Origin of the sequence: Nocardia sp. NPDC050718 (assembly GCF_040654235.1) — a bacterium.
In the GTDB taxonomy this organism is placed as follows: domain Bacteria; phylum Actinomycetota; class Actinomycetes; order Mycobacteriales; family Mycobacteriaceae; genus Nocardia.
Genome location: NZ_JBFAHQ010000003.1, coordinates 810,356 through 833,533 on the forward strand (window position 1 = coordinate 810,356; position 23,178 = coordinate 833,533).

Annotated in this window: 1 protein-coding gene; it reads left to right on the forward strand. The window is 70.9% G+C overall.

Features of this window, described 5'->3' with window-relative positions; all coding sequences use genetic code 11:
• Positions 1-77 precede the first annotated feature (77 nt).
• Positions 78-23,165 (forward strand): hypothetical protein, encoded by a 23,088-nt coding sequence (locus AB0H54_RS18125; protein WP_357346482.1) that lies wholly within the window; start codon positions 78-80, stop codon positions 23,163-23,165.
• Positions 23,166-23,178 lie beyond the last annotated feature (13 nt).

Sequence of the window (23,178 nt, forward strand, 5' to 3'; positions counted from 1 at the left end):
ACGGACTCGAGCTGGTGACGTAGCCCTCCATGATCGATCTGCCGTCCGGGCTGCACTGGCTCTCGATTCTCGCTGGCATGGAATGGCCAGAGGGCAACGAAGACGAGATGTGGGCCATGGCCGAGGACTGGCGCACGGCCGCCGACAGCCTGCGCGGTCTCGTCGATGACATCGATGCCGCCAAAGACGCTGCGTTCAAGGCATATCCGCAGGGCGAGGGTGTCGACGACATGCTCAAGGCCTTCGAGGGGATGGCCCGCGGCGACCAGTCGGTGATGAAGCTGGCCGAACTGTTCGACACGCTCGGTGATTCGGTGTATCAGACCGGCACCGAGATCGAGTACACGAAGATCATGTTCCTGTCCTCGCTGGGTTTGCTGGCGCTGGAAATCGCTGCGGCGTGGGTATTTCCGCCGACAGCGCCCGCCGTGCAGGCGGCGGCGGTCGCCGCGACCCGCATCGTGGCACGGACGATTTTCGGCCGCGTGCTCGCGGCGATCCTGCGCCACGGTGCGAAGGCGGTGATCACCCGCGTCCTGAAGTTCATCGGTCAGCACGTGGCGATCGATACCGCGCTGGGCACCCTCCAGGAACTCGGTGTCCAGCAGTGGCAGGTGGATCAGGGCCACCGCAAGGAGGTCGACTGGAACCAGGTCAAGGCGGCCGCGGTCAGTTCCGCCGCCGGTGGCCTGGCGGCGGGTCCTTTCGGCAACTTCCTCGGTAAGAAGCTCGGCGACGGCATGGCGCCGTGGCTCAAGGGCGCGATCACCGGCACCGGCGCCGGTCTGGTCGGCGCGGGCGGCGGCATGCTCGGCCAGTTCGGCTACGAGGGCTTCACCCAGGGCTGGGACAAGGCGTGGGAGAACTTGCAGACCGCGGCGTCGGACCCGCTCATGTGGAGTGCGGGCGCCACAAACGGTGGGCTCTCCGGGTTGAACAAGGCCGGAGCCAACTCGGCCTGGTCGGCGATGAAACCCGGTCTGTTCGAACGGCCCAGCTTCAGCTCGCAGATCCGCGATGCCATGGGCCCCGGGTACGACCTCGGCACGTTCGGGCAGAGCGATGGCGCGGGCGGGGACGGCTCGTCCAACCGCCCCGGCGGCGAGGGGGAGAACCGGGCAGGCGCCGACGATGACGGCGCGACGGGCGTCGGTGGTGACGACGGCGTGCGCGCGGGCGCGGGCGAGGACACCATGGGCGGCGAGGGCTCGGGTGAGTCGCGGGCAGGCGCCGGTGACGACGGTCAGTCGATGCGTCCCGCCGGCGCCACCCAGGCTCCGGAAGGCGAAGCGCCCGCGCCGACGAATACCGATGAGGGACGGGCGAATCAGCAGTCCGGCGACGATGGGCAGTCCACCGCCGAAGCCGGCGGCAGCGGCGCGGGGCGCCAGGACGCCAAGCCCGAGGTGCAGACCGGCGAGTCGCAGGGCGGGGACGGCGGACGGCAAGACGGCGGTTCTCGTGCTGAAGGCGAAAGTCCTGCGGCACAGTCGGATTCGGCGCAGGACAAGTCGCGGGCGGGCGAGGCCGAGCAGACCGACGGCGCGAGCGTCGGCGAGGGCACGCGCACCGACGCGCAGTCGAGTGGTCAGCCGGTCACGCAGGTCGACGGCACCCAGACGACGAACCGTGACACGGCCACGCAGGCGGGCGGCGCGCCGATCGGCGCGGGGATGACGGGCGCCGGACCGGCCGCGACCGCAGGGCCGACGCCCGCCGCGACCGGACAGGCGCCGGTCACCGCGCAGGGCGCCACGCCGACAACGGGCCAGCCGGCGGCGACCCCGACCCAATCACCCACCACACCAACGCAATCCACGCCTGCTCAGCAGTCGGCACCGGGCCAGCAGTCGACGACACCGAACCAGGGTGCTCAGCCGGGGGCTCGTCCCGGCTCCCCGGAGGTTCGGGCCGGCGTGCCGGACGGGATGCACGCCGGTTCCGATATCCGTTCCGGCGCACCGGAAGTCAGGACCGACAGCCCGACCGTCGATGAGTCGGGTGTGTCGGATCCGAAGGGCGCCGCCGAGGAATCCGGCGCGCCGAGGAGCCGCCCCGAAGATGAGAGCCGCGCCGGTGTGGGCGAACAGCGCGGGGCAGGTCTGGCCGAGACCCCGCCGCAGGGGGTGCAGGCCGCGCCCGGCGAAGCGCCGCCGGTGCGTGCCAGGGACACCTCCGAAGTCGATCCGCTGGCCGAGGTCGCGCCGATTGTGCCGATTGTCGGCGCGGAGCCCGGCGCGGGCCCGGCACGGTCGGGTCCGGAGACGGCCCGGCCCGGGCGCGCGGGCGCCGACGACACCACGTCGCCGCGTGATCGCGCCGACGGCGACGACCGCAGGCAGCCGCAGCCCGACGACAACGACGGCGGGCCTGTCTACGACACCCGCCTGCCCAACGGTCAGGGTGTCGTCCACCACCCCACGGGGACGGCGATCGGCGAGGACGCACGCACGCATCGCGTCAGCCAGAACGCACGCAACGACGGCTCCCACGACGTGGTCGTGCACGGCCGCCGCGACGGCTCGGTGACGCCGAGCAACGGCGACGCGGTCGACCCGAAGGACATCGTCGACGCGATCCGCAGCAACCCGAACTACGTGCCGGGCACCCCTATCCGGCTGCTGTCCTGCCATGCGGGCAACGCCAATGGCTGGGCGCAGTACATCGCCGACCAGCTGGGGGTCGATGTCACCGCGCCGACCGATCGGGTCGGTGTGATGAACGAGCCCGACTCGGTTCCGTCGATCGATCGCGGCGGCAAGTGGCGCACCTTCAGCCCCGAATCGGTCACCGTGCCCGACGACCTCTCGTCCCTGCGGCCGGATTCCGATTCGGTCGATCCGCGCGACCTCGACACCCGCGACGGGGACAGACCACCCCCGGATCGCGATCTCGTCGACTTCATGAGCGACGACGACGACGCGCCCACCCGTCCGGCCGCGATGTCGTTCCTGACACCCGAGGTCGGCACCCCCAACGCACCGTTCAGCCGGACGCCCGGCGTGGACGCGCACCTGCTCGGCGTGCTCGATCCGAACGATCCGCTGGTGCAGACCGCGGGCGATCCGCGGCGGATCACCCATGTCGACGGGGAGCCGATCGACGAATACTCCCACCGGCTCAGCGAGGAGCGTGGCCGGGCGTTCGTCGACGCCTCCAAGCCGGACGCCGCCCTGGTCGCCGAGTTCGAGCAACATAAGGCGCAGCAGAAGGGGCTGGAAGCCGAGAAGGCCGCTGCAGGCCGTGGGGTTCGCGATGCCAACATCAAGCTCAGGGAGGCGCAGAACGAGCGCGACAACGGTGCCGCGAACGGCGATGACCTGGTGCGCGCCGCGCAGCAGGGCGTGGCCGACGCCTTGGCCAAGTCCAAGGCGGCCAAGGAGGCCCTGGACAACTTCCTCGCCGCCGACAAAGCCGAAGCCGAAGCGGGCAATTCACCGGCCAAGCGCCTGGAGAAAGCCGAAGCCGACCGGCTGCCCGCCGCCCGGCGTGGCCACGTCTCGTCCATCACCATCGACCGCCTCACCGGTCGCGTGTACGAGGCCGCCAACGGCACGTCCGATCAGCGCATCCACCCGAACGACTTGCATCCGACGTTGCACGACAACGTCTCCCAGTACCAGGACCCCACCGACGTCTACCACAACGGCGGCGACCGGCAGCACTTCCCGCACACGGACAACCCCCTCGGTCACGCCGAGATCCGCGGCACCAACGCCGCCCTGCACGACCGGGAACTGCTCAACCAGCAGCGCGATCCGGACGACCAGCTGCCGACCGACTTCGACGGCCTCGCCTCCATCCTCAACTCGCCCTACGTGCCCAGCCGAGGCGCCGAGGCGCCCTGCTGCGCCAACTGCACACGGGTGGTGCAGGGCACCGAGAGCACCGCGGGCCACATCATCGACGAGGGCGCTCGCCGCGTCGACCCGATCCGACACGTCGACATCGAACGGGCCGCCGCCGAGGGCAATGTCATCGAGCCGCGGCTGGTGTCGCCGGAGTATCCCCCGAATATGGACTTCATGGGCGACGACGACGATGTCGCGAGCCCGGATCGCGGGTCCGACGAGCCGGTGCCGCCGGGGATGGTGCGCGGCGACGACGGGTTGTTGCGCAGGCCGGGCGACCGGCTGGACAGTTATCGGGATCCGGATGGGTCCTGGCATCACGTCGACGACCCGGCGGGTACCAAACGCGATGTCAAGTTCGGCCTGCACGGACCGGGCGGGGCTTTCGTCGATGACCATCTGAGCAAAGCCGACTACCTGTACGACGTGATGAAGGGCGACTCGGAGCCCTATGAGATCAAGGACCCGGACCGGGCCGCTGAGATCGAAGCCGCGTCCGAGCGGCGCCTCGAACTGCAGACCGAACGCGATGGCGTCCGCGACGAACTCAAGACGCTCATGGCCGAGTTCGAGATCGAGAAGACGAACGAGCTCGCGCCCAAACGCCTTTTCGAGAAACTTCAGCAGCTGCGCCAGGAAATCCAAGCCGATACCTCGCTGAGCCCGGATGAACTGACCGACCGACTCGAGCTGCTCGGCGACCTGGAAGACACCGCGACCGAATACAACGACCTCGGTCGCGAGATGGTCGAGGTGTCCAAGAAACTTGGCGAAGTGGCGGGGATCGACTTCGCGCTCGATCCGGACGCCAGGCCGCGCGCTGTGCTGCTGACGCCGTTCGAAGGTGCCTTCGACGGCGCCGGCGTCGTCGATATCGCCGCGTACGTCCCGCGTCCCGATGCGGACTCGGCGCCGACGCTCGTCGTCGTGGAGGCCAAGGGCGTCGGATCGGTCCTCGGCGGCTCGAAGACCGCCCAGGCAGAACAGGGTTCGCCGGAATACCTGCGGCGCACCCTGGACATGGATCGAAATCTCGCGCGGATCCTCAACGAGACGCCCGAGCAGATGTCGGCGCGCGGCATCGACCCCGACAGCCCGGAGGGCCGGGCGCTCGCCGACGCCGTCGCAGACCTGCGCTCGGCGATGGCGGACGGCACCCTGCAGGTGGAGTACCGCCTGGTGCACACCGCCGCCGACGGCACGGTCACGGTGACCGAGCTGCTGCTCCATCGCGATGGTGTGAATGTGCTCGCCGACGTGCCGTTGCCGTTCGGCACCGATCCGGACTCGCTGGTCCTGGGCGCGGACGACGACGCGATGGACTTCATGGGCGACGATGACGACATCGGTGACCCACCGCCCACCGAATCGCCGGACCAGGCAGATGTGCCGGACGCCCCGACACCGACACCACACGATGGTGTCGGTGAGACGCGCCCCGCGATGTCCAACGTCGATGCGATTCGTGGTTCCGATGACCGGCCGAGCGCGGACGCGCATCTGCTCGGCAGGCTTACCGGCGACATCGTCAGGGACGCTGATGGGCACATCGTCAAGGTCGACGGCGAGTACGTCGACGATCTCGCGGCCAGAATCGCGCATGAGCGGATGCCCGCCTACCAGGAAGTCGTCGACAACTTCAAGGAGAAGAAGCTCGCCGAGGTCGCCGATGCCCGTGCGGCGCTGAAGGAGATCAAGGATCTCAGGACAGAGCTGCAGAACGAACGCAAGGAGATCAAGCGGCAGCTCAGATCGGCGACGCCGGAAGCGGAGTCGGCGCTGCGAAACCGGTTGGAAGCGATCCAGTCGCAGCTCGAGGAATTGAACGCGCGGCAGGAGACGGCGAAAGCGGAGTTCGTCGGGGCCGAACAGCGCAAGGACCCGGTCGGTCCGGTCATTGCCGTCACTATCGACCGCCTCAACGGCAACGTGTACGAAGCGGCGAACGGCACCAAGGATTCCGGGCTGTCGGTGGATGATCTGCACGACAGGCTGAAGGAGAATCTCACAGCCACGGGTCAGAGCATCGACGATCTCCGCGCGGGTAAGCGCGAAGAGGGCGCTTTCCCGCACGGCGATGAACCGCTACGGCACGCCGAAGTGCGCACGACGAACGCCGCGCTGCATTACCGGGACAGTCAGGGTGAGCGCACGGATCGCGCGGGAATGGCCTCCCTGGTGCACGCTCCGAAGAACATCGAAACGGGCAAGGGCGCGGCGTGCTGCGCGAACTGCACGAGGATGGTGGCCGGCACCGAGAGCGCCGAGGGCTACAACACCGACCACGTGAACAACGCGGGGGTGCAGGACGGCGTACACGAACGGCGCGCGGCTCTCGAAGGCCGGACAAACCCCGACGGCACGCCGCGCAAGCCCCGGTTGGTCTCGTGGCAAGGTGCGCCGCGCGCCGACGACACCATCGACTACATGGGCGATGACGATGGTGAGAACCGGCGTCGCCAACCCGATTTCGCCGACCCCGAACCCGAGGCTCCGCAGCGCGAGGTGCGGATCGAGCTCGGGCCGAACGGGGACGTCGTCGCGCTGCACATCCAGTTGGCCGACGGGCAGTGGGTGGTCGCGCGCAACGATGGTGACGAGGCGACGCGGAATGTACCCGCGCGCAGTGACGCCGACATTCGCGAGGTCGACAACCGGAATGTCCTGCGCAAGCTGGTCGATGACCTCAACGCCGGGTACGCGGGGCTGAATCTGAAGTACCCGTCGGGGTCCGGCTTCGATCATCGCGGGCAGACCGCGGTGCGCGACGGTGTGACCGGTGGAGCGCAGCTGATCTCGGATCCGGCGCCGGCACCGACGCAGCCCGCGCCGCCGCCCGTCGACGGTCCGGTGATGGGCGCGCCCGCGCCGGGGCCGGGTGATCCCGTGCTGAATGTGGCGCGGATCGGCCGCGAGGGGCTCACCTGGTATCACAACCGCGAGCACATTCCGTTCATCGGGCCGGTGCTCGGCAGGCAGGCGGATTCGGCCGGGAACTACCAGCCGGTGTATTTCCCGGACGGTACGGAGTATCGGCCGTGGATCACCGACGCGAACCCGAACGACGTGCGCGAGAACGTCGTCAGCGAGTTGCGGGCGAACCGGATGGACGCCGACGAGGCCCGCGACATCTTGAAGGAATTGTTCGACAACGCGCGGGATCCCCAGCTGCGCCAGGACCTGATCGACGATCTGGAATTCAACGGGCTCGTCGACACCGACGAGGCGCGGGCGATGGAGGACGCGCCCATCCCGCCGCCCGAGACGAAGCCGGAACAGCAGGGTCCGCCGCCCGAGGGCGAGACGCTGACCGAGATGGCCGAGCGGCTCGGCATCGACCTCGACGGCGAGGGGCCGCAGGATCTGCGCCGGGCGATCGACCGGCAGAGCCATCGGCTGCTGCGCGAGATCGGCGCGATCGAGGGCCTGGCCGACGCGGCCCGTCGTGCCGACGAAGAACAGACCCGCCCGTACCGGCGCGCGGACCACCCCGCCGACCCGGCGCCGGCACCCGACGATCGGACGCTGAACCGTCCGGACCGGCTGCGCGAGATCGAGTCGGACGAACCGCGCGACGATGACGACTACTACGACTACGACGACGAGGTGGGCGCCGCCGAGCCGCGGAGTCACTGGGGTGACACGAGTGCCCCACGCCCCGTGCCGTTCTCGCGCGAGGTCAGCTTCCTCGACAAGGACCCGCTCGGCCGGTTCCTGCGCGACCTGATCGTCGCGTTCGAAGGCGTCACCGCGCTGCGCGACTACGACCGGGTCGGCAACGGCGCGGACCGGCTGCCCGAATGGGCCAGCTTCTCCGACGACCGCGAACCGGGGCGCGACGAGGCGCGAGCGCGCGAGTTCTTCGAGCACGCGCTGCGGCGCGACCAGTTGCGTGACGAATTGTCCAGCTGGGCAGCGATGTTCGGCCGTGATCTGAGCGACCTGTCGGGCGATCGGATGGAGCCCACGCTCAACGAACTGCGGGACTCGGCGCGGCAGCGCGCCCAGAACCTGGCCGATTTCATCGCCGCCGCGCAGCCGATCCTGCAGGGCGACGGTGCCGAACCGGTCGGCAGGTCCTACGGCGACCAGGTGGCGCGCGTCCCCGATGCCGACGGCGGCCCGGACTGGCTGCTGGTGATCGACGGCCCGCTCGACCGGGAAGAGGCGCTGGCTCGCGCGCTGCGCGACAACCCCGAGCTCGCGGTCGATATCGACAACGGGGTGCTGCGGCCCGATTTCCGTGCGGTGCACGCCGACGGCGCGGGCAGGCAGTTCCTGGACCCGGTGGCCACCCCGGAGGTGCAGCACATCCGGCGCACGGTGGACGGCGCCGAACTCCAGGTGACGATGATGCGCGGCGAGGACGGCGAGTGGCGCCCGGTTCAGCCGACGCCGGAACCCCCGGCCGCCCCGCGCGACCGTGCCCAGATGGTGCGCGACATCGTCGACCTGGCACGGCAACTGAACCTCGGCCCGGCCGCGCTGCACCCGGACAACATCGACGCCACCATCCGCGCGCTGCACCTGGACAACGCGGTTCGCGCCGGCCAGACCGAGGCACTGGCCGACTACGCCCGCACCATGTCCGACATCGAGACCTTCTACCTGATCGGTGACGCGCGCGATCAGCTGGCGACGCGGCTCGGCATCCCGGAGAACGAGCTCACGCCGCGGCGGATCGCCGAGGCACTGGTGGATCCGAAGCAGCGGCGCGGCACCCGCCAGCAGCAGTTCGAGGATCTGCTCGACGGCCAGCAGCGCGAGCCGGACAAGACCGCCGGGTACTCGCAGCAGCTGCGCAATGTCGACGACGCCGCGGTCAAGGCGGCGCAGGAAGCGCTGATCAGGGCACTGAGCCCGGAGAATCCGGAGGCGCTGCGGCCGAAGGTCAGCAAGACCGACCCGGTGACGGGCCGGTCGAAGGTCGGCCCGGCCGACAGCGGCATCGACCCGGCCAAGCTGCGCAAGCTCGTCACGCGGCTGAACCGGCGCGGCGCGGGCGACCACGTGCGGGACGCGCTGGCCGCTTACGTCGACGTGTTGATGCGCGTCGATCCGTACACCGATCACCCCGCGGGCACCAGGGCACGCGATCCGCGTACCACGGGCGACCCGCACATCTACGACTCCGGCGCGATCCACGGCCTGCGCGATGTGGTCGGGGCCGCCGAACCGGGCGCCGACCCGCTCGACTTCGCCGCCCAGGTCGCCGACAATATCGCCCGCTCCTACGGCTCGGACACACCCGCCGATCCGAACGACCCACGGCCGCAGCCGAACCGGGACTGGGCGCGGCTGGTCGGCGTGGACGTCTCCACCGCCGACGACGCGAAGTTCGTCGAGATCTACGAGGCCTACCGCGACGGCAAGATCGAGAAGCACGAGGGCTTGAGCCCGGAGAAGCTGGCCGCCGAGATCGCCGCCATCCGCGAGGAGATCCGCCTCAGGACCGAGCAGATCAACCAGCTGAAGGCGCTGACCGACGAGTTCTACCGCCCGGTGGCGGATCTGCCGCCCGCCGAGGGGACCCCGGCCAGGGAGCATCCGGGCTCGCGGCCCGCGGAGCTGCCCGAGGGGCGGCGCGGACTGCCCGCCGGTCCGGAAGGCGGCCGTCCGCGCCCGATCGGCCCGCAGCCGGAGCCGAGCCGTCCCGACGCGGAGGTTCCGCCCGAACGCGGCACCGACCTCGATGATCGCGCCGACGCGAAGCTCGACGAGACCATGCGCAAGCTGGACGAGGTCGCCGACGAGCTCGCCGAACCGATCCCTTCGCTGGACGACCTGGTCGGGCCGGGGGAGCCGGTCGATCCGCTGGCGGCCATCGACGCCGCCGTCGAACGGCAGAACCGGCTGCACGATCAGGCCGACGAGCGGCGCGCCGACCAGGCCGACGCCGCACTCGACGAGACGATGCGTGATCTCGAGGGTGTCGACGCCGATGTGGCCGCCCTGGAGTCGTACCTGCGCGCGCAGCGGGAGTTCGAGGCCGCGCAGGCCGAAATCGCCTCCAGATTCGAGGAACTGGCGACGCGCGACGCCGAGGCCGCGGCACGGCGTGGCGACGACTCCGACGCCGATCTCGCCGTGCGCGCGGCGGATCTGGCCGCGCTCGAGTCGTTCCTCGCCGCGCAGCAGAAGTTCGACGCGCTGCGCGCCGAACTGGCCGAGGCTACGCAGACGCGGCCCGAGGATCTCGACGCCGAGGCACTGGCCGATGCGCAGGCACTCGAGTCGTATCTGCGGGCCCAGCAGGAATTCGACGCCGCCCGTGCTGAGATGGCCGCCAGGTTCGCCGCCGCCGTCGAGCGGCAGGGTGGGGAACCGCCGATCGACGGCGGCGACGAATCGCGCACCGAGGAGCCGGGGCCGGGTACCGAGCGCGATGGTTCGCGTGACGATGACGACGACTCGGGCGAGCCGCTCGCGGCGAGCACCCCGGGCGGCCCGCCGTCCAAGCCGCCGTCCCGTCCGCCGACCGCGCCGAGCCCGGAACCCGAAGAGCCGTCGAAGAATTCGTCGCCACTGGACTTCAGCGTGCCGAAGCCTGCCGAACTGGCGGTGCCCGGCGATGCCGCGCTGGATCAGTCGGTCGCCGACGGCGCCGAACCCGACGCCGACACCGGGGCCGCGCCCGAACGCGCCTACCAGCGCAGGGATTTCCTCAACGACGTCCACCAGTTCCTGCTGGAACTGAGTGACCTGCCGCCCTCGGCCCACGCCGACACGCCGCCGCTGACTCCGGGGCAGGCCGAGCAGGTGCGTCTGCTGGCCGAGGCCCTTGGTCTGGGGGAGACGCTCACCGGTCAGCGGGATCCGCTGGGCGCGCTCGCCGAGATCGCTGACATGGCACGGGCACGCGGATTCCTCGACAGCGCGCTGGATCCCGATGCCGAGCTCGGTAAGCCGATGCGGTATCCGGACGATTACGAGCCGCTGGACCTCGACGAGTTGCAGGACGGCCTCGACCACTGGCGGGTCGAGGGCGACCCCGAGGTGCGGTCCGAGATCGTCGGGGACCTGCGCCGGGCCGGGCTCGACGACGACGCCCGCCCCGCGCTCGGCACAGATCCGGAGCCGAATCCGCAGGCGACGCCGCTGCAGCCGTCCTCGATCCTGCCGCCGGAAGACGGTGCGCGCCAGCCCGGCAGCCCCCGGATCGAGCCGGCGCAGCAGGCGATGGATCGCCTGGCCGCCCGGTTCGGCGTGGATCTCACCGATCCGGGCGCCCTCGATGCCGCGCGGTATCGCCAGTTGATGCGGGCGGGTGCGGTCGAGGCGTTCGCGGCCGCGGTGCGCCATGCCGAGGCCGCGACCGATCCGCAGCAGCGCGCGATGCGGGAGGCGGTGGCGCGGCGGTGGGCGGCGCGGTTGGGTCTGCCCGCCGATCCCGGTCTCACCCGCGCGGCCGACGACATCAACCGCCTGCGCGCCGCGGTGACCCGGGATGCCGCTGACATGGCGCATCTGTATCAGATGGTGCGCAACGAACTCGACGACCGCGTGATGTCGCTCGACGTCGACGGCGACAGGATGCTGGTGCGACTGGTCGCCGACGGCCCCGACTCCTGGCATCTCGAACCGGTCGCGCACCGCGAGCCGAAGCCGTTCCGGACGGCCACCGAGCAGGCGGTCGAGGTACCGCCGAAGAAGAACTGGCTGCGCAGGCTCTGGGATCGCCTCGTCAACCGCGGCCACCACGGCGAGAACCCGAAGTATCCCTCCGGCTCCAGTCTCGACGGCGCCGGTCAGTCGGTGCTCGGCCATAACGCCGGGCTCCCGCTGACCACGGTGAAGGACTCGACGCCCAACGCGCCTGGCGGCGAGTACGACCAGCTGCAGATCAAGTTCAACCCGGCCCGCATCCTCAAAGAGGGTGTGCTCATGTGGCAGAACCGTGAGCTGGTGCCGATCCTCAAGCATCTGTCGTCGCGGATCGCCGACCAGGCGGGCGAGTTCCTGCCGCTGCGCAATCTCGACGGCACCGAGTACAAGCCGTGGATCTCCGACGCCGATCCGGAACTGCGCCGCCAGATCGAACAGGATCTGCGCGATGCCGGGCTCGAGCATCTGCTCGAACCGGAGAGCCTGACGCCGCAGGAGCTGGCCGCGCGGGAGACCAAGGAACTCCCGGAATCCGGGGACCCGGTGCGGATTTCGCGGGACGGCGCGGAAGTGCCCGCCGTCGCCGAGCCGCTGCCGCCGTGGCTGCGCGAGGTCGTGGACGCCGTCAACGGACGGATCTCCGACGCCACCGTGCTCGAGGCGCTGGCGCACGAACTCGGGGTGCGGATCACCGATTTCAGCGAGGAAGGTCTGCACAGGGCGCTCGCCGAGGCCGAATACCGGCTGCTACGGCGCGACGGCGTGATCCAGGCGCTCGAAGCGGCCGCGCGGTTCTTCAACGCCGAGAACGCCGAGATTCCCTTCCGACCGGCCAATTTCCACAGCAAGGACCCGCTGGGCGCCTACCTGAAGGAAGTCGTCGCGGCCAGGGGCGACGAGTTCGCCTTCGACATGCTGAACTCGCGCGGCGTGAACAACGGCGGCGAACTGCCCACCCTCTGGGCCGACCTCGCCGACGACGGCAACGATCCGACCGTGCTCGCCGAGGACGCGCGCAAGATCTTCGACGACGCGCTGCGCCGCGCCGGGCTGCGCGACGAGCGCTCCACCTGGGCGCATCTGGCAGGCGCCGACCTCGAGGCGCTGGTGCGCAACCTCGACGCCGAGATCGCCGCGCTGCGTGGGCGACTCGACGACAACATCGGCAGGCTCGGCGAATTCACCCGCCGCGTCGCGGATTTCATCGACAGCGACACGGGCGACCGGCTCGTCCTCGATGCCGAGAACGGCAGGATCGCGATCGTCGACACCGGCACCGGGCACGAGGCGGCGCTGGCGCGGGCACTGGCCGAGGCCGACGCGGACTTCGTCGACCGGCTCAACCGCGGCGAGATCGACATCGAGATCCGGGTGGTCGGGATCGATGCGGATGGCCGCGTGCACCTGCTCGAGGTCGACGCGCCCGAGATCCGGCACCTGCGCACCGAGGTCGACGGCCGCACGGTCGACGCGACGACAGTGCGCGAGGGGACCGGGCCGTGGCGCCTGGTCGAGCTGCCGCCCCAGAGCGCCGAACCCGGCGCCACGCTGCCCGTCGTCGCGGACGACACGAATCAGCCTGTCCGCGAACCCCGTTCGCTGGCCGAGGTCAGGGCCGACATCGCCGAGGTGGCGGTTCGGCTCGGCATCGACGATCCGTCGAACCTGTCGGCCGAGCAGCTCGACCGGTTGCTCGCCGAGCAGGAACGGGCCAATCGGGTCCGGGCCAGGCAGGTCGAGGGCCTGGTCGACTACGCGCGCAGCGCCGACGCGATCGACAACTTCAACGCGCTGCACAAGGCGCGCAGCGCGCTGGCGCTGCGATTCGGCGTCACCCCGGATGCGCTGAGCCCGGAGGTGATCGCGAACGGCTTGGCCGACTCCGCGACGCGGGTCGAGCTGCATCGGCAGCGGTCCGCGAACCTCACCGAGTACGCGAAACTGCTGCGCGCGCTGAACCCCGTCGCCGTCGACGCGGCCCGCGACGCGCTCGCCCCGCACCTCGGACTTCCCCGTGGCGGACTGGCGCTGGACGCGGCGGCCTTGGCCGAGGCGGTGTCGAATCGGGCCGCGCGCGGCGATCTGGACGATCTCACCGGTCCGCTCGCCGATTACGTACGGGCGCTGGCGAGGATCGACCCGTACGCCGAGAACCTGGTCTACAACCCCGAGGCCGACCCGCGCGCGATCGGCGACGACCCGCCGGTGCATCCGGGCGATGCCCTCGACTTCCTGCGCGAAGTGGGCGCCGACGACCTCACCGATCGCTCGCCGCTGCCGCCCGCGCCCGAGGACGCCGTCCCCGGCCCGAGCCGCGATCACGCCCGCCTGCTCGGCGTCGACCTGACCGATGCCGACGACCGGCGCGTCGCCCAGGTCTACGAGTGGTTCCGGGACGGCCGCATCGACAAGCACGAGCGCCTCACCCTCGAGCAGCTCGCGCAGGTGCACGCGGAGATCCGCGACGAGATCCGGCAGCGGGCCGCCGACATCGCCCGGCTGCGGGAGCTGCTCAACGAGCCGTTCGTCACCGATCCCGAGCTCGGCGCGACGAACCGGCCCGCGCTCGAGGGTGGATCACCCGACGGGGTCCCCGGGCTGGGCACAGGCGGCCCGCCGTCACCGGGAAACCCCCGTCCGCCGACGGATGGGCCGGACCCCGACGGGCCCCCGGCTCGGCCGACCGCCGGTCCGCCGCCGACCGAGCCGGGAGCGCCGGTGCGCCTCGAGTTGCCCACCGGTCCAGAGACCCACGGCGACAACGGAACTCCGCCGGTCGACAGTTCGCGAGATCATCCTTCCGTCGAGAACACCGATCCGCCCGATTCCGCCGCTCCTGCTACCGAGCAGGTCGTGGCGAATAACGAGCAGCGCCCGGAACCACACACAGCGCAGCGCGCCGTGGCAGCGCCCGACGCCGCGGCGCACGTGGCTGTCAACGCCCGGATACGAGAAGTGTTCGCCGCCGAGGCGGTGCGGGCCGTCGCGGTACTCGGCATCGAGGACCCGGCCAGGTTCACCACATCGAGCCTGAGGGAGATCACCTCGTCGATCTACGGAAGCCGGTTGGGCCAGCTGAGGGACTTGCAAGCGCGTGGTATCACCGGGCGGGTCGAGGAGGCCTCGCGTGCCCGGCTCGCGGAGGCCAAGGAGGCCTCGCGGCTGGTGCGCCGGCTGGGCTGGGTCGAGGATCGGTTGCGGTGGGCACGTGAGGCGGCTGACGGCGGCGAAGGACTGCGGCCACGGACGCACCGGTGGTTGCGCGGGAACACGCTCGACATCACTCCGGCGTCGAATGCGGACGCTGATCTGCTCGCGGTGTCGGCCGAGCGGGCGGCGGCCTATGACGAGCTCGCCGCGTCGGCCCGGCGGAGCGGCGTCGACCCTGCGGGGCGCAGCCTCACCCAGCTCGCCGATCGAATGCGTGAGCTCGGAGTCGGCGGTCGTGATATCGACGCCGCGTTCGAGCGGGCGATTCGTTCCGGCATCGATCCTGATGACCCGATGGCGCGGGAGAGCGCCGAAGACCTCGCGGTGCGCGGGGTGCTCGGCGCGCTCGGCGCCGAGCACACGAGCGACGGGCTCGGACTGGTGCCGTCGCTCGCGGACGGGCTGGTGGTAGTCGGCCGGTTCGCCGATCCGAATCTCGCGGCTCCGACAGCGGCCGACGCCGCACAGAAGGTCGATACGCGGGTCCGCTATCTGCACGTCGAAGTCGATCAGACCGGTGTGCGGGTACGTGAACTGCTGGCGTCGAGTACCGCGCTCTCCACCGTGCGCCAATCGCCGGCCGGAGAGTGGCCGACGGAGTCGCTGCGACTTCGGTTGCTGCGCCAAGCGTTCGGCCTGGTCGGTACCGTGCCCGGGGACGGTGGCCACTGGCCCCCGTCACAGCGCGATCTGGGGGAGTGGAGTCGACGCGATGCCCGCGAGATCGCGCGTTTCCTCGGTGAGCGTCACGGCGTCATCACCCGCGGGCTCGATGCGGCCGGTGCCGACCCGGATGCGGTGCGTGACGCGGTTCGCGCGTTCGACCGGCTGAAGACGAAATACCCCTGGGTGCACGTCACGGCGGTGACCGTGAGAAATCTCGATGTGGAGGAACGGGAGGCCCAATTCTCACACCGTCCTCCGTTGCTGCCCGGCGGCAAAGCGAAGGCCGTTATCAGCCTGACCATGGACTTCCTGCGCGATTTCACGGTCGAGACGCCGACCAGCTTCCACCCACCCTCGGTCGGTTACTCAGCCGCCTACACCGCGATGACCCACGAATTCGGGCATGCCATGGACTACACGGGCTTGCTCACCGATGAAGACGTGATGGACGCGCTGGTGAGTGGATATTCCGCACAGCGCGGGGAGTTCGTACAGGCCGACTTCGACGAGTGGCTGAGTGCGCTGAGCGGCTACAGCTTCGAGGACGCCGGCGCCGGGCCGTTGAACCCCACGGAGGCACTGGCGGAGGCTTTCGCCGATGTCGAGCTCAACGGTGCCGAGGCAACGGAACCGGCGAAGGTTCTGCACGCGTTGCTGATCAGCCGCGGCGAGCAGCGCGCGGCCGAGCAGTCCCACGCGTTGCCGCCGGCGGCCGACTACGGCGACGCGGTGGCCCGGCGTGACCGCTTCGCGGCGCGGATCCAGGAACTGACCGACGGCCTGACAGAGTGGGTATCGCCGGATCGTCTGGCGCCGACGGCGATCCGCGACACGGTCGACCACCTCACCCATGTGGTGCACGCGCCGGAGGAACTGGGAATCGTCACCTCGCTGGGCAGGGTGGCCGAGCTGTACGTCCTGGCCGCCGCCGAGGTCGACGCGTTGGCGGCGGACATGGTCGTGGGTGGCGACGATGTTTCGGGCGGCCTTGCCGAAGGCCCGGTGGCGCACGATGACTCGTCGGCGGACCCGGCTGCTCGGCGCGCGGTGCTCGAACGACTGAGGATCGAGGCTGCCGAGGCGCTGAGTGAGCACGATGCCGCCATGGGGCGTGGTGACGAACTCGTCGCAGATGCCGCGCGTGATCGCGCCGATCGGATCGTCGACAGCTTCGCGGACGCTGCGGAAACGGACGCCCTGCTGAACGCGGGTACCAGAATGATCGGCACCAAGATCGCGGTTGCCGAGGATCCGCCGACGCTCTTCATCGTGGGCTGGGCAGAGGGAGATGCCGAGCGGGCCTTGCGCACGGAGATCGCGCTCGGCAACGCCGAGGTACTCGCGGCCCTGCGGGCGGGAGCGAACTGCGTCGAGTTGCGGATGGGTTTCGATGCCGACGGGCCCGCGATCGAGCGGCTGCCGATGCGGACCGACCCCGATACCTTGGAGCCACCTGTCGGCACCGTTCTTCCCGGTGACACAGTGGACCCGAGTGCGACCGGGGCCGACACCGAAGCCTCCGTGATCGGCGAGGATCCGCAGGACTCGCGGCCCGGTGACGGCGATGATGTCGAAGAATCGCGCGGTGACGGGGACGCGGGCGATCCGCCCGTCCCCGCGCCCGCACCCGGCGGCCCGCCCGGCAAGCCGCCCGCGCACCCGCCGACCGCGCTCAGCCCGGAACCCGAAGAGCCGTTCAAGCCTTCGTCGCCGCTGGACTTCAGCATCCCGAAGCCGGCCGAACTGGCCGTGCCCGGCGACGTCGACCTGGCTCAGCCGGATACCGATGCGACCGCCGACCCGCCGAGCCGCGCGCAGCAGCGCAGCGACCTCATCGACGACGTGCGCCGGTTCCTGCGGGATCTCAGCGACTTGCCGCCGTCGGTCCACGCGGACGCCACCCCGCTGACCCCGCAGCAGGCCGAGCAGGTGCGCAAGCTCGCCGAGGCACTCGGCCTCGGCGACGCGCTCACCGGTCAGCGTGATCCGCTGGGGGCGCTGGCGGAGATCGCCGATATGGCGCGGGCGCGCGGATTCCTCGACAGCGCACTGGATCCCGACGCCGAACTCGGCGCGCCCATGCGCTACCCCGCCGACTACGAACCGCTCGACCTCGACCAGCTGCAGGACGGGCCCGAACAGTGGCGGGTCGAGGGCGACCCCGAGGTGCGGGCCGACATCGCCGACGATCTGCGCCGGACCGGACTCGACGACGGCTCGCGTCCCGGACTCGGCGCCGAGCCGGAGCCCGCCCCCCAGGCCCAGCCGCTGCGACCGTCGGCCGTGCTGCCGCCGGAGGACGGCGCCCAGCCGGGCGCGCCGCGCATGGAACCCGCCCAGCAGGCACTCGACCGGCTCGCCGCCCGGTTCGGCGTCGACCTGACCGACCCCACCTCGCTCGACGCGGCCCGCTACCGGCAGCTGTTGCGGGCAGGTGCGGTCGAGGCGTTCGCGGCCGCGGTGCGCCATGCCGAGGCCGCGAACGATCCGCAGCAGCGTGCGATGCGCGAGGCTGTCGCGCGGCGGTGGGCAGCGCGGTTGGGTCTGCCCGCCGATCCCGGTCTCACCCGCGCGGCCGACGACATCACCCGTCTGCGCGCCTCGGTGTCACGGGCTGTCGCCGACCTCGCGCACCTGGACCGGCTGGCCCGTACCGAACTCGACGACCGGATGCTCTCCGTCGATACCGAAGGCGATCGGACGCTGCTGCGCCGGGTCGAAGACGGCCCGAACGCCTGGCATCTGGAACCGGTCGCACCGCCCGAGCCCGCGCAGCGTCCGCAGCCCACCGAGCAAGCCGTCGAGAAGCCGAAGAAGAACTGGCTGCGCAGGCTCTGGGACCGGATCGTCAACCGGCCGTTCCTCGGCGAGAACCCGAAGTACCCGTCGGGTTCCAGCCTCGACAGCGCGGGCCAATCCATGCTCGGTCACGGCGCCGGCCTGCCGCTGACCTCGGTGAAGGACGCGACGCCGAACGCGCCCGGCGGTGAATACGACCAGCTGCAGATCAAGTTCAATCCGGTGCGCATTCTCAAAGAGGGCATCGAGATGTGGCGCAAGCGCGAGCTGGTGCCGATCCTCAAGCACCTCTCCTCGCGAATCGCCGACCAGGCGGGCGAGTTCCTGCCGCTGCGCAATCTCGACGGCACCGAGTACAAGCCGTGGATCTCCGACGCCGATCCCGAACTGCGCCGACAGATCGAACAGGAACTGCGCGACGCCGGGCTCGAACATCTGCTCGAGCCCGAGAGCTTGACGCCCGAAGAGCTCGCCGCCAGACAGGCGGACGAGCTGCCGGAAGCCGCTGAGCGGCAACAAATCCCGTCCGAAGCCGATCGCTCCGTCGAGTCGACCGAACCGCTGCCGCCTTGGCTGCGGGACGTGGTGGACGCGGTCAACCAGCGCATCGCCGACGCCACCGTGCTCGACGCGCTCGCCGGCGAACTCGGCATGCGGATCACCGATTTCAGCGAGGAAGGGCTGCGCAGGGCGCTCGCCGAGGCCGAGTACCGGCTGCTGCGGCGCGACGGCGTGATCCAGGCGCTGGAGGCGGCCGCGCGGTACTTCAACGCCGAACACGCCGACATCCCGTTCCGGCCCGCCAACTTCTTCAGCAAGGACCCGCTGGGCGCCTACCTCAAGGAAGTCGTCGCGGCCAGAGGCGAGAAGTTCAGCTTCGACATGCTGAACTGGCGCGGCGTGAACAACGGCGGCGAATGGGTCGACCTCTGGCCCGATCTGAGCGACGACGGCGGCTCCCAGACCATCCACGCCGAGGACGCGCGCAAGATCTTCGACGACGCGTTGCGCCGCGCCGGGCTGCGTGACGAACGCTCCACCTGGGCGCATCTGGCGGGGGCCGACCTCGAGGCGCTTGTCCGCAACCTCGAAGGCGAGATCGCCAGGCTGCGCGATCAACTCGATAGCAATGTCGGGCACTTCGACGAATTCGCCCAGCGCGTCGCGGATTTCACGAGCAGCGACACGGGCGATCGGCTCGTTCTCGATCCCGAGAACGGCCGGATCGCGATCGTCGACACCGGCACCGGGCACGAGGCCGCGCTGGCGCGGGCGCTGGCCGAGGCCGACGCCGACTTCATCGACCGGCTCAACCGCGGCGCGGTCGACATCGAGGTCAGGATCGTCGGCGTCGACGATCAGGGGCGCGTGCAGGTCAGGGAGGTCGAGGCGCTGGAGGTGCGGCACCTGCGCGGCGAGCTGGACGGGCGCAGCGTCGACGTGACCATGGTGCGTGACGGCGCCGAGCCGTGGCGAATGGTCGAGACCCCCGCCCGGCACCCGGCGTCCGAGAATTTGCCCGCTACCGCCGACGATCTCGATCGGACTGTCCCGGAGCCACGCTCGCTGGCCGAGGTGCGAGCCGAGGTCGCCGAGGTGGCGGCGCGGCTCGGCATCGACGATCCGTCCAACCTGTCGCCCGAGCGGCTCAACGATCTGATCGCCGAGCTCGACCGGGCCAATCACGTGCGGGCCAGGCAGCTCGAGGGCCTGGTCGACTACGCGCTCAGTGTCGACGCGGTCGACAACTTCAACGCGCTGCACAACGCGCGCAGCGCACTGGCGCTGCGATTCGGCGTCGACGCGGGCGATCTCAGCCCCGAACTGATCGCCGACCGTCTTGCCGATCCGGCGACGCGGGTGGAACTGCATCGCCAGCGCGCCAAGGACCTCACCGAGTACGCGAAGCTGCTGCGCGCGTTCGACCCGACCGCCGTCGACGCCGCCCGCGACGCCCTGGCTCCGCACCTCGGCTTGCCGCGCGGCGGGCTGCCGCTGGACGGTCGCGCGCTGGCCGAGGCGCTGTCGAACCGGGCCGCGCGCGGCGAGCTGAACGACCTCACCGGCCCGCTCGCCGACTACGTGCGGGCGCTGGCGAAGATCGACCCCTACGCCGAGAACCTGGTCTACGACCCGGCCACCGACCCGCGCGCCATCGGCGACGATCCGCCGGTGCATCCGCGCGACGCCCTCGACTTCCTGCGCGAAGTCGGCGCCGACGATCTCGGGGAGCGGTCCCCGCTGCCTCCCGCGCCCGACGACGCCGTCCGCGGCCCGAGCCGCGATCACGCCCGCCTCCTCGGCGCCGACATCACCGACGCCGACGACGCGAAGGTCGCCCAGGTCTACGAGTGGTTCCGCGACGGCCGCATCGACAAGCACGAGCGACTCACCCTCGATAAGCTCGCCGAGGTGCACGAACAGATCCGCGACGAGATCCGGCAGCGGGCTGCCGACATCGCCCGGTTGCGGGAGCTGTTCAACGAACCGTTCGTCACCGATCCCGAGCTGGGGGGCGGCGAGGCGCCCGCGCTCGGCGACGGGGCATCGGGCGTCGATCCGTCGTCGGACCCGAACGGTTCGCCCGGCCCCGGCCGCCCGGCTCCGGCCGTGCCAGGTGCGCCGGTGCGCCCGGGCCTGCCTTCCGCGCCGGAATCGCACGGCAGCAACGGAACTCCGCCCGTCGGCGGTTTCGACCCGAGCGGGTCCCAGACACCGGTCGAGAACCAGGACCGCGCCACCACGGGCGACGATCCGTCCGCACCACTGGTGCTGGATCCGGACACCGATCCGGGCGATCCAGGAATCCCCGACGGTCACCGCTCTGCGGCCGAGCTGGAGAGCGCAGGCGCGCCCGAACCTCAGGAACCGGGCGGCGACTCGCGTTCTCCCGCCCGCCCGGAACCCGTTGACGGCGAGACGAACCCGCTTGCGTCCGATGGCACAACGCACGAGGACATCGCGACGGGTGCGGAATCGCCCGTGCCGGTGACCGATCCGGCCGGTGATGCCGAATCGCGTGAGCCTCGCCGTTCCGAAAACGATGACGATGTCGTTGTGACGGGTGATGATCCGTCCGCGCCGCCGGTATCGCGTCCGGTGACGGATCCGGGCGATCCCGGTATTCCGGCGGAACATCGTCCCGCGGCCGAGGCCGACGGAGACGGTTCGTCCGAGCCTGACGGGTCGCGGCGGCGGCCCTCCGCCGATCCGGATCCGGCTGTCGACCCAGACGAGGCCGACGGTTCGGACGCGGATCCGGACAAGGGATTCGATCCGGGCGGGGCGGGCACGCCGCCGCGGTCCACGGACGGCGATCGGCCCGGTGGGCGTCGGCATCTGCCGGGATCGGCGCTGCGGTCGCACATTCCGCACCCGCCGCACGAATACGAGGTGGAATTCGATGTGCCGGGCTTCGATGCTGTCGAATGGCCGGTGCCGCCACTGGATTCGACGCCTGATCCCGACGAACCCGAGCCTCCCCGCCCTCCGGTCCCTCCGGTCCCTCCGGTCCCTCCGGTCCCACCGGTCCCGCCGGGGCAGCCGTGCCCGCCCGATCAGGATCCGCCGCGCCCGCCGGAGGTCCCCGAGCCGCCGCACCCGCCTGTACCTCCGGTCCCGCCGCACCCGCCTGTGCCTCCGGTCCCGCCGCAGCCTCCGACGCCACCGGTACCTCCGGAGCTGCCGGAGCCGCCCGTGCCGCCACAGCTTCCTGAGTGGCCGGCGACTCCCGTGCCGCCGCAGATTCCGCTGCCACCGGGCTTCCCACAGCCGCCCGCGCCGTCGGAACCCCCGGTGCCGACGGATCCCTCGATTCCGCCGACACTCCCGGTGCCGCCAGGATTCCCGGAACCGACGCCCACCGTCCCGTCGCCGAATGTGCCTGTGCCGCCGGTACCTTCACCGACGACGCCGCCATGGCAGGTTCCGCCGCCCCCCGGCGACCGCCCCGCACTGCCGCCACTCCCACCGTGGGTGACCCAGCCTCCGGGCTCCGGCTCGCCTTCGCTGCCGGACAACGGCCAGCCCTATGCACCGGGCAACGGTCAACCGTTCGCCCCGGGGAATGGCCAGCCCTACCACCCGGGCCACGGCCAGCCGTACGCGCCGGGCTCCGGTCAGCCGTACGCTCCGATCGCCGGTAACCCGTTCGTGCCGGGGAGCGGTCAGCCGTACTCGCCTGGTGATGGTCAGCCGTTCGCGCCTGGAAATGGTCAGCTCCATCAGCCGGGGCTCGGCCAGCCATTTGCGCCAGGGAACGGTCAGCCGCCCGGCGATGGTCAGCCGCACCCACCTGGGACAGGACAGCCGAATCAGTCCGAGCCAGGCCAGATGTACCAGCCTGAGGCGGGGCAGCCGGGCAGTCAGCCTTATATGCCGGGCAACAATCAGCCTTACCAGTCCGGCGCTGGGCAGCCGTACTCGCCGGGGTCGGGGCAGCCGTACTCGCCGGGTCACGGGCAGCCCTACTCGCCCGGGCCCGTTCAGGCTTACGGGTCGAGTGAGCCGTATGGCGGGGGGAATGGGAACTCGGGCAGTGGGCAGGCGGGTGCGCCGATGTATCCGCCGCCGGTGATGCCGCCCAACGGTGGGCAGGGTGGTGACCGCAGGCCTTATCGTCCGGTGTATCAGTCGCCGGTCGAGCAGGTCGTGTTGCTCGTGCGTCCGTACGGCAGTGGTGTGCTGGCCGAGTTCGATCCGCGGTCGGGGGCATTGCGGCCCGCGCCGCCGGGGCAGCTCGGCGCGGATGGTCTGTACGGCGATCTGGGCGGGGTGACGGTGATCTTCTACCGGCTCGGCGACCGGCTGCTCGTGCAGGTGGGCAGCCAGCCCATCGATGTCACCGACGGCGCGCACGTCGGTTGGGAGCGTTCGGCGCAGCGGATGACACGGTTCACCGTCGCCGTGAACGGCAGGCCGATCGGTGAGCTGATCTACCGCGCGCTACCGCCGGAACTGGACCTCGGCCTGCTTATCCGTAACGTGGTTGCCGATCCGGCCCACCGGATGTCAATGTTCAGCGACCGTGCCTGACCGATCGGAGAGG